This window comes from Miltoncostaea marina (genome assembly GCF_018141525.1).
Classification (GTDB): domain Bacteria; phylum Actinomycetota; class Thermoleophilia; order Miltoncostaeales; family Miltoncostaeaceae; genus Miltoncostaea; species Miltoncostaea marina.
In genome coordinates this window covers 1,247,475-1,263,167 of record NZ_CP064655.1, presented here as the reverse complement: position 1 = coordinate 1,263,167, position 15,693 = coordinate 1,247,475, and the positions used below count along the sequence as shown (strand labels likewise).

Here is a 15,693-nt window from a genome sequence, read left to right as displayed (position 1 = left end):
CGCGCGCATAGCGTATGGCTCGATTCCCACCGGATTTCACGACTTTTCCCGGAAGAAGGAGCTCGATGAGCACCGCACCCCAGCGCCCGGAGACCGTCTCGCTCCACGGCGGCCAGGACGTCGACCCGACGACCAAGTCCCGCGCCGTCCCGATCTACCAGACCACGTCGTACGTCTTCGACGACACCCAGCACGCGGCCGACCTCTTCGGGCTGCGGGTGCCGGGCAACATCTACACCCGCATCATGAACCCGACGTGGGACGTCCTCGAGCAGCGCGTCGCCGCGCTGGAGGGCGGCGTCGCCGGGTGCGTCACGGCGTCGGGCCAGGCGGCGGTCACGTACGCGGTCCTCAACGTGTGCCGCGCCGGCGACAACATCGTCGCCATCTCGACGCTCTACGGGGGCACCTACAACCTGTTCGCCCACACGCTCCCGCAGTACGGCATCGAGGTGCGCTTCATCGACCCCGACTCGCCGGAGGAGCTCGCCTCGCGCGTCGACGACAAGACGCGCCTGGTGTTCGCCGAGACGATCGGCAACCCGCGCCTGAACGTGGTCGACATCGACGCCTGGTCGGAGGCCGCCCACGCCGAGGGCCTGCCGCTCGTGCTCGACAACACGGTGCCGACGCCCGTGCTGTGCCGCGCGTTCGACCACGGCGCCGACGTCGTGATCCACTCGCTGACCAAGTTCATCGGCGGCCACGGCACCTCGATCGGCGGCATCATCGTGGACAGCGGCAAGTTCGACTGGACCGCGCACGCCGACCGCTACCCCGGCCTCACGAAGCCCGACCCCTCGTACCACGGCGTGGTGTGGTCCGACGCGCTCGGCCCGGCCGCCTACATCGGCCGCGTGCGCACCGTGCTGCTGCGCAACACGGGCGCCGCGCTGTCGCCGTTCAACGCCTTCCTGTTCCTGCAGGGGGTCGAGACGCTGCCGCTGCGCATCGAGCGCCACAGCGAGAACGCGCTGGCGGTCGCCGAGTTCCTCGACCGGCACACCCGGGTCAAGTGGGTCGGCTACCCGGGCCTGCCCTCCTCGCAGTACCACGAGGTGGCGACGCGGGTGCTGAACGGCGGCTACGGCGCGCTCGTGACGTTCGGCATCGAGGGCGGCCGCGAGGCCGGCCAGAAGTTCATCGAGTCGCTGCAGATGTTCAGCCACCTGGCCAACATCGGCGACGCGAAGTCGCTGGCGATCCACCCCGCGACCACCACCCACTCCCAGCTCGACGACGCCGAGCTGGAGCTGGCGGGGGTCAGCCAGGACATGGTGCGCCTGTCGGTGGGCATCGAGCACATCGACGACATCCTGGCCGACATCACCCAGGCGCTGGAGGCGGCCGCCTCCTGAGGCCGCGCCGGGGGCGCCCCGCCCGCCCGGCGGGCGCCCCCAGCGGTCTCCCATCCGGCACCGATCCCGCTCACAGGGGGCCCGCCTAGCCTCGCCGGGGTCAGGTGAGCCCACAGGGGAGGCGTCATGGCGATGAGCCGGAGGACGATCGCGGCCGCGGTCGCGGGGGTGGTGGCGACGGCCGGCGTGGCCGCCGGGGCGGCGGCGGGCGGCGCGGGCGGCGACGCCGCGTCGGACCTGGCCGCGGCGATCAACGAGCGCGCCGGGACGTCGATCACGGCGGACGACGTGACCGGCGCGATGCGCGACCTGATGGAGCGGCGGCTGGACGAGGCCGTCGCCGAGGGGCGCCTCACCGAGCAGCAGGCCGATCGCATGCGCGAGCGGGCGGAGGACGGCCTCGGCATGCCCTGGCCGGACGGCCGGGGACCGGGTCACGGCGAGCACGCCGGCGCGCGCGCCGGCGTGCTGGAGGCGGCCGCGGGGGCGCTCGGGCTGGAGCAGGACGCGCTGCGCGAGCGGCTGCGCGGCGGCGACACGCTCGCCGAGGTGGCGGCGGCGGAGGGGGTGGCGCGCGCGGCGGTCGTGGCCGCCGTCCGCGAGGCGCTGACCGAGGCGGGCGTGGAGGGCGACCGCGCCGCCGGGATGGCGGGGCGGATCGTGGACGGCGGCCCGCCCGGCCCCGGCCGCCACCGCGGCCGCATGCCGTAGCCGGCGCGGGCCCGGCTACGGCAGGAGGCCGCCGAGCGCGTCCAGGACGTCGCCGGCGTCGAGGTCCCGGACGCGCCCGGCCAGGTCGCCCACCTCCCCGCCCCCGCGGATGAGCTCCTCCACCGGCGCCCGGCGGGCCATGGCGCGCAGCAGGTCGGCGACGACGCCGGGCAGCGACCCGCGCTCCTCGGCGTCGTCGATCGAGCGCACGAGCCCGGCGCGCACCGCCCGCTCCACGGTGGACGGGTCGGTCGGCACGCGGTCGATGCCCACGTCGGGCGCGAACGACAGCACGAGCTGCTCGCGCGTCACGCCGAGCTCGCACGCGCCGCCGGCCAGGCCGTCGAGGATGACGCCCTGCACCGCGGCGTCGAAGCCGCCCCCCTGGCGCGCCCGCGGCGCGCACGGGTCGGCCGTCGAGTCGGCCCCGAGGTCCGCCCCGCCGCCCGCGACGCCGCCGGCCACGAGCGCGGCGGCGGCGACCAGCAGGGCCGCGACCGCCGGATGCGGGCGCCGGGGCGGCGCGCGGCCCCGCTCGCGCGACCACAGGGCGACCGGCACCACGGCGAGCAGGGCGAACAGCGCCGCCACCAGGTAGCCCCAGCGGAAGCCGCGCGTGAGGGCCTCCTCGATGGCGCCGACCAGCCGGTCGCGCGCCCCCCGCACGTCGTCGTCGTCCGCCGCCCCGGCCTCGTCGAAGACCCGGCCGAGGTCGGGGACCGCCCCGCGCGGCGTGCGCTCGAACTCCTGGGCGAGGTCGAGCGACACCGGCACCTTCTGCTGCAGCGGCAGCCGCGCGTCGAGGATCACCCCGGTGGCGTTGAGCGTGGCCCGGTCGCCGGCGTCGTCGAGCTGCACGGCGAGCACCGGCGCGATGACCGCGAGCGCGGCCACGAGGCCGACGTGGCGGGCGCCCACCGAGACGGCCCCGGCCACCGCGCCCGCCGCCGCGCCGCCGACCGAGGCCGCCGTCAGCGGCGGCACGAGCAGCCCGAACCCGGCCCCGCAGACGGCGAGCGCGGCCGCGGCCCAGGCGGCCGAGACGGCGGGGGGGAACGCCAGCGCGACGAGGCCGGCCGCCAGCAGCACCGCGCCCGCCGCGGCGCCCTGCCCCACCCCGGCGCGGCCGACGAGCGGGTGCACCGCGACCGCCGCCACCGGCAGCACGCTCACCACGAGCGCGCCCGGCAGCGGCCCGAGGCCCCAGACGGTCACGATCATCAGCACCGCGAGGAACAGGGCGCCCACGAGGGCGCCGAACGCGAACACGAGGCCGACGTTCGGCCACAGCGGCGCCCGCCCGCCCGGGCCGGCGGGCTCCGGGCCCAGCGCGCGCAGGCGCGGTGCGGCCAGCGGGGCGAGCGCGGCCAGCGCGACCGGCGCCTGGGCGATGAAGATCGCCCGCCAGTCGAAGAGCTCGGTGAGCAGGCCGCCGGCGGCCGGCCCCAGCACGGCGCCGAGCGTCCCCGCGAGCCCCCAGATCGCCCGCCCCGACGCGGCCGAGCCGGCGAGCGCCCCGATGAGCGGCAGCGACGCGGCCAGCAGGAGCGCTCCGCCGAGCCCCTGCACCGCACGCAGCGCGACGAGCGGCTCGAGCGCGTCGACCAGCCCGCACGCGAGCGAGGCCGCCAGGAACACCGCCAGGCCGGCCGCGGCGACCGGCGCGGGGCGCGCGCGCCGCACCAGCGGGAGCACCGCGAAGGCCGCGACCGCCACCACGAGGTTGTAGGCCGTGATCACGAGCGAGACGCCGGGGATCGAGGCCTCGAGCTCGCCGTAGATCTCCGGCAGGCCGAGCATCACGATCGAGCTGTCGGCGAACGCGAGCGCCACGGCCGCCGCGAGCAGCGCCGCGCCGGCACGCCCCTCCAGCCACCTCGCAGCCGCCATCGCGCCTCCCGGGTCGGGGGCAGTCTGGCAGCGGCCGCGGCCCGCGCGCCCCCTGGACGTTTCCTGACCGACCGGGGGGGTTCATCCCGGCCGCGCATGGGCGACGATGACGCGCGCGTGCACCGGCCTCCCCGTCCTCCCACGCGCGCGGCGAGCGCCGCGCTGGCCGCCGCCGCGACCCTGCTCGCGGGCGGCTGCGTCGCCGTGCGCGACGTGGGCGCCTCGCAGCCGGGCGGCATCGGCGACGTGCGCGTGGCCCTCACGATCTGCGCCGACGGCGCGGAGGGCTGCGGCGCCCGCGACGGCCCGACGGTCCCCGAGGGCACGCCGGGCCAGGTGCTGCTGGGCTACCGGGTGCCCGCGGGCGCCCGCGCGCCGGCCGCCCCCGTGGCGCAGGGGCTGACGTTCACCGGGGCCGCGGGGTACGCGGCAGAGCTGCAGCGCCTCGTGCCCGCGCCCGCCGGCAGCCGCTGGGTGGGCTACGTGTCCGCGCCCACGGCCTTCGCGGCCGCCGCGCTCGCCGGCGGGCTCAGGGTGGAGGCCGACTTCGGCCTGCAGGCCGCCGCCGGCCAGCCCTTCGCCGGCCCGTTCGCGTACCGGCCGGTCGTGGGGGTGCGGTCGGTGACCGCGGCGGCGCCGGCCGGGCGCCCGGTGGCCTGCGGCGCGGCGGCCGACCGTCCGCAGGCGGAGGGCGACGCGGTCACGATCTGCGTCGACGCGCCCTCGCTGTCCGCGCTGCGGCGCGACCTCGCGGCCGGCGTGCAGGACGTCGCGGTGGTGCCCGAGACCGCCCGCCTGCCGGTGCGGGCCGGCCGCTTCGTCGCGGTGCCGTTCCGCGTGCGCCACGGCGGCCGCGGCGGCCGCACGCAGCTGGCGTTCTCCGCCTCCACGAGCCTGCGTGGCGCAGCGACGGCGACGAACCCCGCGACCGTCGCCTCCTCCCCCGGCCAGGAGCACGCGGTGACGGTGACGGTGGGCGTGCCCGCCGGCGCCCGGGCGGCGGTCCACGGCGTCACCCTGCGGGCGACCGCCCCCGGCGGCGGTGCGCGCAGCATGACCACCCGCATCGCCGTGGCCGAGGTGGTCGACCCGCTCCCCGCCGCCCGCCGCAAGACGCGCGCGGTACGGCTCGACTGGCCCCGCGACCGGCGCGCCCGCTACTACAACGTCCAGGTCTTCCGCGGCCGCGCGAAGGTCGCGTCGCTCTTCCCGCGGGCCGACCGGCGGCTCGTGCGCCTGCGCCCGGGCCGGTACCGGGTGGTCGTGTGGAGCGGCATCGGGCCCATGCGCCACGGCCGCTACGCCGACCGGCCGTGGGTCGTGCGCACCGTGCGGGTGGCCCCCGGGCGCACGATCAGCGCCCGCGCCCGGCCGGTGCCCGTCCGCCTGCGCCGCTAGGCGGGGGGTGGCCCGGAGGCCCGGGCCGCCCCCCGCGAGCGGCCCGGGCAGGTGGCGTCAGCCGCCGGGCGGCGGCGCCGGTGCGGCCGGCCGCCCGGCGGGCGCCTCCGCCCCGCCGCCGTTCGGGACGTTCGTGACCCCGAGACCGTGCCCCGCGAACCGGAGCAGGTCCGGCATCGCGAAGTCGCCTGGGGTCTCCGAGCGCAGGAACGGCGTCCAGTCCGGCTGGTTGCGCAGATACGACGACGGGTCGGCCTCCAGCAGGCCGAGGAAGACCTCGGCCACGATGCGGCCCCCCACCTCGCCCAGGTGCCTGCCGCCCGCCTGCACCTCGGCCTCCCGCAGGATGTAGTACCAGAGCGGAGCCGGACCGCCGGCCGGCAGGCCCAGGTCGGACTCCGAGACCGGCCGCACGCCCATCCGGTAGGCGACGTCCTGCCCCGACGGCAGCAGCAGCCGCGCGCCGCGCGTCAGGTTCCGCAGCGCGAGCGAGGGCACGTTGCCGCCGATCTCGTCGGGCAGCGTCCGCAGGGGGCCGGCCAGCCGCGTGTCGATGAGCCGGGTGCGCTGGACGTCGAACTCCGGCGGCTCGGGGCCCTCGAAGGGGACGTCGAAGAACCGCGGCCACTCGATCGTCCAGAAGGCCGGCAGCCTGCGGAAGCCGCCGAAGTGGCCGAGCGGGTCCACGCCCACCGGACCGGCTTTGAAGGTCGGCAGCGGGCCGACGAGCGTGTTCAGCTGGTACCTGCCGCGGATCTGCGAGTGCCCGAACCGGTAGGCCGCCACCGAGAACTCGACCGGCATGAACGGGCCGTTGCGCCAGTCGTAGAACCGGCGCCTGACCGTCGGGACCGGCCCGCTGCGGTCCAGCACGTCGTCGAGCATCGCCTGGCCGACCGTCCGCCGCAGGAAGTCGTGCACGACGATCCACTGGTAGTGCCAGCGCACGATCCGCTGCGCCGCCTCGAAGTCGGTCTCGCTGCCGCGCTTCACGGAGGCGTCGCCGCGCACCATCGCGAGCACGGCGTTGTGGAACTTCAGCATCGTGAGCTGCAGCTGGCTGACGAAGATGTTCTCGTCGTTGCGCGGGTCGCCGATCAGGGCGGTGTCCTGCGCGTTGCGCGGCAGGTCGTCCTCCCGCCCGTTGCTCCCGATGAGCAGCGCCGCGCCGCCGCTGCCCTTGTCGTAGAGGAACGGGTCGTCGACCGGCCCCCGTCCGTAGACCGAGTCCAGGTCGAACCGGGGGCTGCGGAAGTTGGTGAGGGCGTCGGGGTCGTTCTGTCGCTCGAGGCTCGACGCCGTGTCGAACGTGAGGTCGTGGTCGATGAACTGGCCGAGGTAGGTGTAGCCGGCCGGGATCTCGCCGTTGTCGAGCGAGGGGTCGAACTGCGCCGGCTCCTGCATCACCTCCTCGATCGCGGAGATCTGCTCGTCCGTCGGGATGAACGGCGGGAGGCGGAACATGCGGCCGAAGCGGCCCTCGTGGAGGCGCGACTCCGGCACGTACGACAGGCCCCGCATCTCGTACCCATGACCGCGGGCGGACCGGCGGGTGTCGCCCATGTCGCGGGGAGCGGTCGCCCTGGCGATCAGCTGCTCGGTGGTCCGCGGCGCATGGATCTGCTCGGTCTGCGACCCCGGCTGCTCGGTGGTCGACATGGCTTCCCCCTGGCTCGGTCTCGATTGCGGTCGGCGATCTCGCGTGGGGGCGCCGGCGGCCGGCACGGTCGCGGGCGTCCGAGACGACACGGTCCCGTCCCGATCGTCCATCCGTCCGGGTGCAGCGGTAAATCACCCTGGCCGGGGATCGACCCCTCGCGCCGCGGCGGCCTCTGGCGTCTCCCCGGCCCCGGGACGCCCCGGCGGCCCGCCGCGACGGCCGGCGGGGTCCCCGCTTGCGGTATTCAGCGGTCCGGTAACCCCCTGGGCCGATGCGTCAATTGGCGCGCGCCGCATGCGCCAATCGCACAGACGGCGGGTGCGACGTCCACGGCGCCCGCGGCTCGATCAGCGAGCCCGCGAGCGCGGTCGTGCGGACGCCCGCCGCGCGGCGTCCTCACGCCGCCCGGCGCGACCGCCCGCGCTCGTCAGCGGCGCGCGCCGTGCATCTCGCAGACCCGCCGGCTCCCGGGCTGGCCGCGAATCCCCGCCCGGTCCCCGGCGAGCCCGCGCTCAATCCGCGGGCGGTGCGCCGGGGCGGCGGAGCACGGCCGGCGCCGTCGCGCCCGCGCGCGCCGGCCGTCGCGGTCGCGGTTGCGGTTGCGGTTCTCAACGGTCCGGCAACCCCCTGGACCCGTGCGCCGATCGTCGCACGCGCCACGCGTCGATCGCGTGCGAGCCCGGCGCGGCTCCTGCGGCGGCCACGCGCCCGCTCGGCGCGCGGCCCCGGCTCAGGGGCCGGGCGGGGCGACCGGGAGACGGCCGGCGCCGCCGCACCAGCCGCACGGCACGGGCACGAGGCCCTCGCCGTTGGGCGCGGCCCCCAGCACCCGGCCCGCGCCCCAGCAGAGCGCGCAGAACTCGGTGGGCACCCGGGCGACCGGCTCCGCCCGCCGGGCCGCCGCCTCGCGGACGGTGGCCCGCCACTCCTGCCAGCTCTCGTAGCGGACCGGGATGGTCCGGGCCTCGACGACCGTCGGCATGCGCTCCTGGGCTCCTCGCGAATGGGGTGTCCCGCCGTGCCGCGGACCGGGGGAAGCGGTGGCCCGCGGCACGGCCGGGATCGCGCGGGGGGTGTCGTGTCCACGCCGCCGTCGCCGGAGGGGGTGTCGGTCCTCCGGCGCGGAGCCCGGTGTGCGACGGACTCCTTACGGTGCGTTCAGTATACGGCGTAAAGGTTGCGCGGGCAAGTGTGTCGGCGCCGTGCCCGCCCGGGGCCCGCCGGTCGGTCGGCCCGGACCGCCGGGCGCCCCTGCCGCTGACGCGGCCGGCGCCGGGGGGCGCCCCGAGGCCCGCGCGCCCGCCCCGGCCGCACGGCCGGCGCCACGGGCGCTCCGCTCAGCGGGCGGCGAGGGCCCCCAGCCGGCGCTCGAGGCCGTCCAGCAGCCTCGATGCCGGGCTCGAAGAGCCCCTCGTCGCCGCGGCCGGGTCGCGCCATGTCGGCGAGCAGCGCGCGCAGCGGCGGGTACGCCCTCGTCGGGCAGCCCCTCCCCCGCGCTCGTCGTCGCCGGCGGGCCGCTCGTCCAGCGAGACGCCCATCACGCAGCGGTTGACGAGGCGCACCGCGCGGACCGCGTCATCCTCGCCGAACGCGCACGCGCAGAGGTGCCGCAGCAGCCACTCGCTCGCCTCGCGCGCCGCCACGTCGGAGCGCTCGGGGCGCCCCGACAGCAGCGCGACGGCCCGCGGGTGCGCGCGCAGGAGCCGCCGGCAGCCGCGCGCGCGGCCGGCGAGCACCTCGCGCCACCCGCCGCTCGGCCGAGGCCCGGCGCCGGGCTCGGCGAGCAGCATGTCGACCACCCCCTCGAGCACGCCGCGCGTGCCGGCCACGTGACGGGAGAGCGCCATCGCCTCCACCCCCGGCCGCGCCCCGAGCGCGCGCATCGACAGGGCGTGGAGGCCGCGCTCGTCGATGAGCGCCAGCGCCGCCCCGAGGATCTCGGCCCGGGTGAGGGGCCGGCGGCGGCGCGGCGCGCCGGGCGACGTCGGAGGGCCCGCCATGCCGCGCCAACCTCGCGCGGCCCGTGGGGCGACCGGGTGCATCCGGCATACTGCGCCGGTGATTCCGGACGGGCGCACACGGGCGGACCTGCTCGTCGGCTACGACGGCTCGCCCGCGGCGGCCGGCGCGATCGACGCGGGCGCCCGCCTGCTGCCGGGCCGCTCCGCCCTGGTCGTGCACCTGTGGGTGCCGCCGTTCGCGAGCCCCGAGCTGCGGCGGGTGCTGTGGCGGCGGGCCGCCACCCTCGACGAGCTGCAGGCGCTCATCGAGCGCGAGGGCGCCGACGAGGCCGAGCGCATCGCGGCCTCGGGCGTCGCGCTCGCGCGCGCCGCCGGCTGGGAGGCGACGCCGCTCGTGCACCGCTCCTACGGCGGCGAGGGGCTCACCCTCGCCCGCCTCGCCGGCGACCACGAGGTCGCGGCGGCGGTCGTCGGCGCGCGGGGCCTCGGCGGCGCCGCCGCCGTGCTGGGCAGCGTCTCCGACCTGCTGGTGCACCACAGCACCCGCCCGGTGCTGGTGGTGCCCCACCCGATGACGAGCGACGTGCGGGCCGCCTGCGGCGACGGGCCGGTGGTGGTTGCCTGGGACGGCTCGGACGGCGCCCGGCGGGCCCTCGCGACGGCGGCGGAGCTGCTCGCGCCCCGCGAGCTCGTCGCGGCGAGCGTGCGCGACCCCGGCGCTCCGGCCGGTCCGCCCGACGTGGCGCCGCCCGGCCCGGCCCGCCTGGAGACCGTCCTGCTCGGCGACGAGGGCGGCCGGGCGCCGGGCGCTGGCGACGTGGTCGAGGCCGTCGCCGCCCTCGCCGACGCGCGCGGCGCCGCGGTGATCGCGGTCGGCTCGCGCGGTCGCTCGCCGGCCCGCCGGATCCTGCTCGGCAGCGTGGCGATGGGCCTGCTGCACGGCGCGCACCGGCCGGTGCTGATCGTGCCGGGCGAGCGCCCCGGGGCCGGCTCAGCCTGACTCGGGCGCGCGGGCGGCCCGCGCGCGCAGCACCACCGCCCGCCCGCCGGCCGGCGCCCGCACCGGGTCGCACTCCAGCTCGCCCAGCAGCGGCTGGTCGGCCGCCAGCCACCCGACCCGGGCGACGAGGTCGGCCAGCGCCTGCCGGTCGGCGCCCGGCGCGTCCCGCCCGCCATCGAGCAGCTCGGCGCCGCGCAGCCCGCCCCACAGCTCGGCCGCGGTGACCGGCCCGACCGGCGCGAGCGCCACGCCCCGGTCGCGCCACAGGCCGGCCTCGACGCCCCCGATGCCGGCGAGCACGAGCGGGCCGAACACCGGGTCGCCCGCCGCGCCGACCATCAGGTCGACGCCCGCCTCGCGCGGCGCGCCGGCGGCGCCGACCGCGATGCCGTACGCGGCGAGCATCTCCGCCACGTCGTCGTCGGGCAGCTGCCCGCCCGGCGGCGTGCGCCCCAGCACGGCGCGCGCGGCCGCGCGGTCGAGGCCCTCCGGCCGGCGCGTGGGGTCGGCCGGGCGGCGCGCCGCGGCGGCGGCGCGGGCGGCGTTGCCGAGCGCCCGGGCGGCGCTCTCGGGCAGGGCGAACCACGGCACCGGACGCGCCGCGTCGGGCGCGACCGCGCCCGGCTCCTCCCCGCCGGCGCAGCCGACGATCGGCAGCGACCCGTCTGCGAGCTCCTGGACGGCGCGCATCGCGGCCGCCTGGTCGCGGCCGCGGACCGGCGCCACCACGACCACCAGCGCGTCCGCCTCGCCCGAGTCGCGCAGCAGGCGGCCGGCCTCGGCCAGCTCGCGCGGCGCGGCGCCGGCGCCCAGGTCGACCGGGTTGGATGCGCCCGCGATGCCGGGCGCGGCGCGGGCGAGGGCCGCGGCGAGCCGCGGCGACAGCGGCGGCACGACCAGGCCGTTCGTCTCGCAGGCGTCGACCGCCAGCACCCCGTGGCCGCCCGCGTTGGTCAGCACGGCGACCCGGTTGCCCGCCGGCAGCGGCTGCGCGGCCAGCAGCTCGCCCGCCTCGAGCAGCTCGCGGGCGGTGGTCACGCGCACCACGCCGGCCAGGTCGAAGAGCGCGTCGGAGGGCGCCTCGGCCGCCGCCAGGGCGGCGGTGTGCGATCCGGTCCCCCGCCGGCCGGCCGGCCCGCGGCCGGCCTTCAGCGCCACGATCGGCGTGGTGCGGCTCACCCGGCGCGCCAGGCGGGCGAAGCGGCGCGGGTTGCCGAAGCCCTCCATGTAGAGCAGCACCACCCGGGTGCGCTCGTCGCCCTCCCACCAGGCGAGCATGTCGTTGGAGGACACGTCCGCCTTGTTGCCGAGGCTCACCAGCGCCGACAGGCCCACCCCGCGGCGGGCGTAGTAGGCGAGCGCGGCCACGTTGACGCCGCCGCTCTGCGAGGCGATGGCGATGTGGCCGGGACGGGGCGAGCTCGGCGCCAGGCTCGCCTCGAAGGGCGGGGCGGTGCTGGACACCCCCAGGCAGTTGGGGCCGATCATGCGCATGCCGCCGGTGCGCACCACGCGCAGCAGCTCGGCCTCGAGGGCCGCGCCCTCCGCGCCGGCCTCGGCGAACCCGGCCGACGTGACGATCATGGCCCGCGCCCCGCGGCCGACGGCCTGGCGGGCCACGGCCGGCGCGTCGCCCGCCGGCACCGCGGCCACCACGAGGTCGACCGGCGCGGGCAGGGCCGCCAGCGAGGGCGCCGCCGGCGCGCCGGCCACCCCCCCCGCGCCGGGGCCGACCGACGTGACCGGGCCGGCGAAGCCGCTCGCGACGAGCGCCTCCACCAGCGCCGCCGCCGGGGAGCCGGGCCCGGCGGGGTCGCCGACCACGGCGATGGACCGCGGCCGCATCATGGGCTCGAGCGAGGCGGCGGCCGCGCGCGCGAAGCGGCCGATCGACGCCTCCTCGAGGTCGTCGTCGACCGAGGTGGGCAGCCGCAGGGTCACCTCGCCCGAGCGGTGCTCGCGCTCCAGGTCGCAGCCGAGGTCGCGCAGCATGTTGAGCATGCGGCGGTTGTCCGGGCGGACGAGCGCCCAGAGCGCGTCCACGCCGTCCGCGTGCGCCTGGCGCAGCAGGCGCTCGAGCAGCGCGGTGCCGACGCCGCGCCCCTGCCAGGCGTCGGCGACGGCCATCGCGAGCTCGGCCTCGGGCGCGCCCGGGCGGCGGTCGTAGCGCGCGAGCGCGACCGGCCGGTCGAACTCCGCGCCCGACAGCACGAGCAGGGCGACGCCGCCGGCGCCGGCGGTGGCCATGGCCCGCGCCTCCTCGGACGTGAGCCCCTGGCGCATCGCGCCGAAGCGCATCGCGCGCGAGAGCGGCGAGAGGCCCTCGAAGAGGGCGGCGATCCGCTCCTCGTCGCCCGGGGCGGCCGGGCGCACGGCCACGGTGCGGCCGTCCATCAGGAGCAGGGACTGCGCGTCCGTCCGGCTCACCGGGCCACCATCTCATCCGGCCGCCCCGCGCGCGAGGGGCGTACGATCGGGCCGTGCGGCTCGAGCGCCCACCGCCGCCCGGCGCCTCGCGGCTGCGACCGCGCGAGGAGCCCGCGCCCGTGCACCTGCTGGAGCGCTTCGCCGGCCTGCTGGACGACGCCGACCAGGCGCGGTACGAGGGCGCGGTGCGCGGCGGCGCCCGGCGCCTGCGCGGGCGCGTCATCTGGACGGTCAGCTCCTCCGCCCGCGGCGGCGGGGTGGCCGAGATGATGCGGCCGCTGGTCGGCTACGCCCGCGGCGCCGGCGCCGACGCGCGCTGGCTGGTGATCGAGGGGACGCCCGCCTTCTTCGAGGTCACGAAGCGCCTGCACCACCTGCTCCACGGCGACCCGGGCGACGGCGGGCCGCTCGGCGCCGCCGAGCGCGAGGTGTACGAGGGGGTCCTCGCCGAGAACGCGGCGGCGCTCGCCGGGCTCGTGGCGCCCGGCGACGTGGTGCTGCTGCACGACCCGCAGACCGCCGGCCTCGCCCCCGCCGCCCGCCGTCTGCGCGCCATCGTGGTGTGGCGCTCGCACATCGGCTGCGACGACCCCGGCGACCCGGAGGCCGCGCGCGGCTGGCGCTTCCTGCTGCCCTACGTCGCGGCGGCCGACGCGGTGATCGTCTCGCGCGCCGCCGACGCGCCGCCCGGCGTGGACCCGGCGCGCGTTCACGTGATGCGGCCCTCGATCGACCCCTTCACGGCGAAGAACGCGCCAATGGACGACGCCGCCGTGCCGGCGGTGCTGGCCGCCGCCGGCCTCCTCGCGGGCCCTGGGCGCGCCACCGCGCCGGTCGGCCGCCGCGACGACGGATCGCCGCTGCGGGTGTGCCGGCGGGCGGACGTCGTCCGCGAGGGCGGCCCGCCGCCGCCCGGCCGCCCGCTGGTGGTGCAGGTGTCGCGCTGGGACCGCCTGAAGGACCACCTCGGGGTGATGGAGGGGTTCGCCCGCATGGGCGACGCCGCCGGGGACGCCGACCTCGTGCTGGCCGGGCCGGCGATCGCGAGCGTCGCCGACGACCCGGACGGCCCCGCCGTGATGGACGCGCTGCTCGCCGCGTGGCGCGCGCTGCCGGCGCGGCTGCGCCGGCGGGTGCACGTGGCCGCCCTGCCGATGGAGGACGGCGACGAGAACGCCGCGATCGTCAACGCGCTCCAGCGCCACGCGGCGGTCGTGGTGCAGAAGAGCCTGCGCGAGGGCTTCGGGCTGACGGTGACCGAGGCGATGTGCAAGGGCCGGCCCGTGGTGGCGAGCGCCGTGGGCGGCATCCGCGACCAGATCACCGACGGCCTCGACGGGGTGCTGGTGGACGACCCGCGCGACCTGGGGGCGTTCGCCGGCGCCGTGGCCGGGCTGCTCGCCGACCCGGCCCGGGCGGCCGCGCTGGGCCGCGCGGCGCACGAGCGGGCGCGCCGCGAGTCGCTCAACCTGCGCCAGCTCGCCGACTACGCCATCCTTCTCGGGCGGCTGGTCGAGGACCGCCTGGCCGCCGTCCGTTCGTCCGCGACGCCGCCGGAGGCCGCATGAGGATCCGCGACATCATGAGCGCCCGGCCGGTCGTCGTGCGCCGCGACGAGCCCGCCGGCGAGATCGCCCGCCTGATGGCGGCGGCCGACGTGCGCCACCTGCCGGTGGTCGAGGACGGGGACGTGGTCGGCGTCTGGACGCCCGGGCCCGGCGGCGAGCACGTGCTGCTCGGGCCCGAGCGCGTGCACCGGGCGCAGGGCGACGACGACGCGGCCGCCGTCATGGAGGCGCTGATGGGCGAGGCCGAGATCGCGGTGGTCTGGGACGAGGGGGCGCCGGCGGGCGTCGTGACCCGCGCCGACGCCGTGGCGATCCTCCGCGCGGCGCTCGACCGGGGCATCGGGCGGCGCCATCGGCGGCCGGTCATCGTGCGCCTGGCCGGCCCGGCGGGCGCGGGCAAGACCACGCTGCTCATCCAGGCCCTGTCGCGCCTGCCGCGGGTGGCGACGGCGGTCGTCCAGGCCAACGCCTCCGTACCGTCCGCCGACGAGGCCGGCGGCGCGCCGCGGCGCCTGATGGGCGCGCCCGTCGTGGAGGACCCGCACGCGCACTGGCGCGCGGGCCTGGCCCGCGCGGTGGAGCGGCTCGGCGACGCCCAGCTGATCCTGGTGGAGGACCGCGACGGCACGCTCGAGGAGTCGCCGCCCATCGGCGAGGACGCCCAGGTGGCGGTGATGCCCGCCGGCCGGCTGGGGGAGCTGCGCGCCGAGGCGCTCACCGACGTCCAGGCGCTGGTGGTCACCCGCATGGACGAGGCCGACGACGTCGAGGTGGCCCGGGCGCTCGAGCCGCTGCGCGCGCGGTGCGCGGGCATGGAGGTCTTCCCCGTCGCCGCCGGCCGCGACGACCGGGGCGTGGACGGCTGGGCCCGCTGGCTGGAGGCGCTCGCCCTCAGGCGCTAGGGCGCCCCCCGGCCTCCACCCGCTCGAGGTGGCGGCGGAAGGCGCGCAGCTGCCGGCCCCAGAACCAGCGCACGAGCGGGCGCAGCAGGCGTGCCCCCCGGCCCGTGAACGTCTCGGCGGTCTGGATCACGCATCCGCCCTCGCGCGGCAGGAAGCGGAAGGCGTGGCGCCCCCGGATGCCGAGCGCGCCCGCCTCCCACGCCACCTCGCGCGGCGGGTCGGCCACCACGAGCGTCGCGTCGAAGGTCCGGGGGCGGTGGCCCACCCGCAGCCGGGCGCCGACGGTCCAGGGCTCCCCCGACAGCCAGCGCGCGTCGGCGGAGCCCATCCAGTCCCAGCGCGGCCAGTCCTCCACCCGCGACCAGACGCTCCAGGCGCGCTCGGGCGCCACGGGCAGCGGCAGCTCGCCCACGACCCGCAGCACCGACAGGGCGCTACTCCCCGGCGGCCGCGTGGAGCAGGTTCTCGACCCGCACGACGCCCTCGACCGCGCCGACGCGCACGGCGACGTCCTCCACCAGCTCGGGCGCCACCTGGCCGCGGAGGGTCACGACGCCGCCCACGGCGTCGAGCACGATGTCGCCCTTCGGCAGCGCGGGGTCGCGGAAGAGCTCGGTCTCCACCCGGGCGAGCAGGCGCGCGTCGTCGCCGGTGCCGCCGACGCCCTCCGTCGCGCCCTCGCCGGGGCCCTCCCATTCGAGCCGCCCCCGGTCGGCGCGCGCGCGGCGGCGCAGCAGCAGCGCCACGGCCGCGGCCGCGAGGGCCGCGAGGGCGGCGAGGGCGGCGAGGGCGGAGATCAGTCGTCGGGACACGGGCAC

13 protein-coding genes are annotated in these 15,693 nt (G+C 78.7%); 6 read left to right on the top strand and 7 right to left on the bottom strand.

The features are described 5' to 3' along the window. The first annotated feature begins 65 nt into the window (after nucleotides 1-65). Entirely contained in the window at nucleotides 66-1,358 is a 1,293-nt protein-coding gene (locus ITJ85_RS06295; RefSeq protein ID WP_217915505.1) for an O-acetylhomoserine aminocarboxypropyltransferase/cysteine synthase family protein, read from the top strand. A gap of 132 nt (nucleotides 1,359-1,490) precedes the next feature. Continuing rightward, a complete protein-coding gene (locus ITJ85_RS06290) occupies nucleotides 1,491-2,069 on the top strand; it encodes a hypothetical protein (protein ID WP_217915504.1) in 579 nt (192 codons plus the stop codon). Between the two features lie 15 nt (nucleotides 2,070-2,084). On the opposite strand, the gene ITJ85_RS06285 is transcribed toward ITJ85_RS06290, so the two are convergent. Continuing rightward, nucleotides 2,085-3,959 carry an MFS transporter gene (locus ITJ85_RS06285; RefSeq protein ID WP_217915503.1) on the bottom strand — a complete coding sequence of 625 codons (1,875 nt, stop codon included), beginning with the start codon at nucleotides 3,957-3,959 and terminating at the stop codon, nucleotides 2,085-2,087. 96 nt (nucleotides 3,960-4,055) lie between these two features. On the opposite strand from ITJ85_RS06285, the gene ITJ85_RS06280 reads away from it, so the two are divergent. Beyond that, on the top strand, nucleotides 4,056-5,357 hold the full coding sequence (locus ITJ85_RS06280; RefSeq protein WP_217915502.1) for a hypothetical protein: 1,302 nt from the start codon (nucleotides 4,056-4,058) through the stop codon (nucleotides 5,355-5,357). A gap of 57 nt (nucleotides 5,358-5,414) precedes the next feature. On the opposite strand, the gene ITJ85_RS06275 is transcribed toward ITJ85_RS06280, so the two are convergent. From ITJ85_RS06275 to ITJ85_RS06265, 3 genes are all read right to left on the bottom strand, one after another. Beyond that, a complete protein-coding gene (locus tag ITJ85_RS06275) occupies nucleotides 5,415-7,016 on the bottom strand; it encodes a peroxidase family protein (protein WP_217915501.1) in 1,602 nt (533 codons plus the stop codon). A 731-nt stretch (nucleotides 7,017-7,747) separates the two neighbouring features. Further along, nucleotides 7,748-7,999 (bottom strand): hypothetical protein, encoded by a 252-nt coding sequence (locus ITJ85_RS06270; protein WP_217915500.1) that lies wholly within the window; start codon nucleotides 7,997-7,999, stop codon nucleotides 7,748-7,750. 355 nt (nucleotides 8,000-8,354) lie between these two features. Next, entirely contained in the window at nucleotides 8,355-9,017 is a 663-nt protein-coding gene (locus ITJ85_RS06265; protein ID WP_217915499.1) for a TetR/AcrR family transcriptional regulator C-terminal domain-containing protein, read from the bottom strand. 58 nt (nucleotides 9,018-9,075) lie between these two features. Here ITJ85_RS06265 and ITJ85_RS06260 point away from each other — a divergent pair, with 58 nt between their 5' ends. Continuing rightward, on the top strand, nucleotides 9,076-9,978 hold the full coding sequence (locus tag ITJ85_RS06260) for a universal stress protein (RefSeq protein ID WP_217915498.1): 903 nt from the start codon (nucleotides 9,076-9,078) through the stop codon (nucleotides 9,976-9,978). Here the strand turns inward: ITJ85_RS06260 and ITJ85_RS06255 are convergent. Further along, nucleotides 9,970-12,405 (bottom strand): GNAT family N-acetyltransferase, encoded by a 2,436-nt coding sequence (locus ITJ85_RS06255; RefSeq protein ID WP_217915497.1) that lies wholly within the window; start codon nucleotides 12,403-12,405, stop codon nucleotides 9,970-9,972. The genes ITJ85_RS06260 and ITJ85_RS06255 overlap by 9 nt on opposite strands. 53 nt (nucleotides 12,406-12,458) lie before the next feature. Here ITJ85_RS06255 and ITJ85_RS06250 point away from each other — a divergent pair, with 53 nt between their 5' ends. Then, nucleotides 12,459-13,973, top strand: coding sequence for a glycosyltransferase (locus tag ITJ85_RS06250; RefSeq protein WP_217915496.1), 1,515 nt, complete (start codon nucleotides 12,459-12,461; stop codon nucleotides 13,971-13,973). Beyond that, the gene (locus ITJ85_RS06245) at nucleotides 13,970-14,875 is read left to right on the top strand and encodes a CBS domain-containing protein (protein ID WP_217915495.1); all 906 of its coding nucleotides are present in this window, start codon (nucleotides 13,970-13,972) and stop codon (nucleotides 14,873-14,875) included. The genes ITJ85_RS06250 and ITJ85_RS06245 overlap by 4 nt, the downstream gene beginning before the upstream one ends. Here the strand turns inward: ITJ85_RS06245 and ITJ85_RS06240 are convergent. Then, nucleotides 14,865-15,299 carry an SRPBCC family protein gene (locus tag ITJ85_RS06240; RefSeq protein WP_217915494.1) on the bottom strand — a complete coding sequence of 145 codons (435 nt, stop codon included), beginning with the start codon at nucleotides 15,297-15,299 and terminating at the stop codon, nucleotides 14,865-14,867. The two genes, ITJ85_RS06245 and ITJ85_RS06240, sit on opposite strands and share 11 nt — an antisense overlap. Nucleotides 15,300-15,309: 10 nt before the next feature. Beyond that, nucleotides 15,310-15,687, bottom strand: a complete 378-nt coding sequence (locus tag ITJ85_RS06235) for a BON domain-containing protein (RefSeq protein ID WP_217915493.1) — start codon at nucleotides 15,685-15,687, stop codon at nucleotides 15,310-15,312. Nucleotides 15,688-15,693 lie beyond the last annotated feature (6 nt).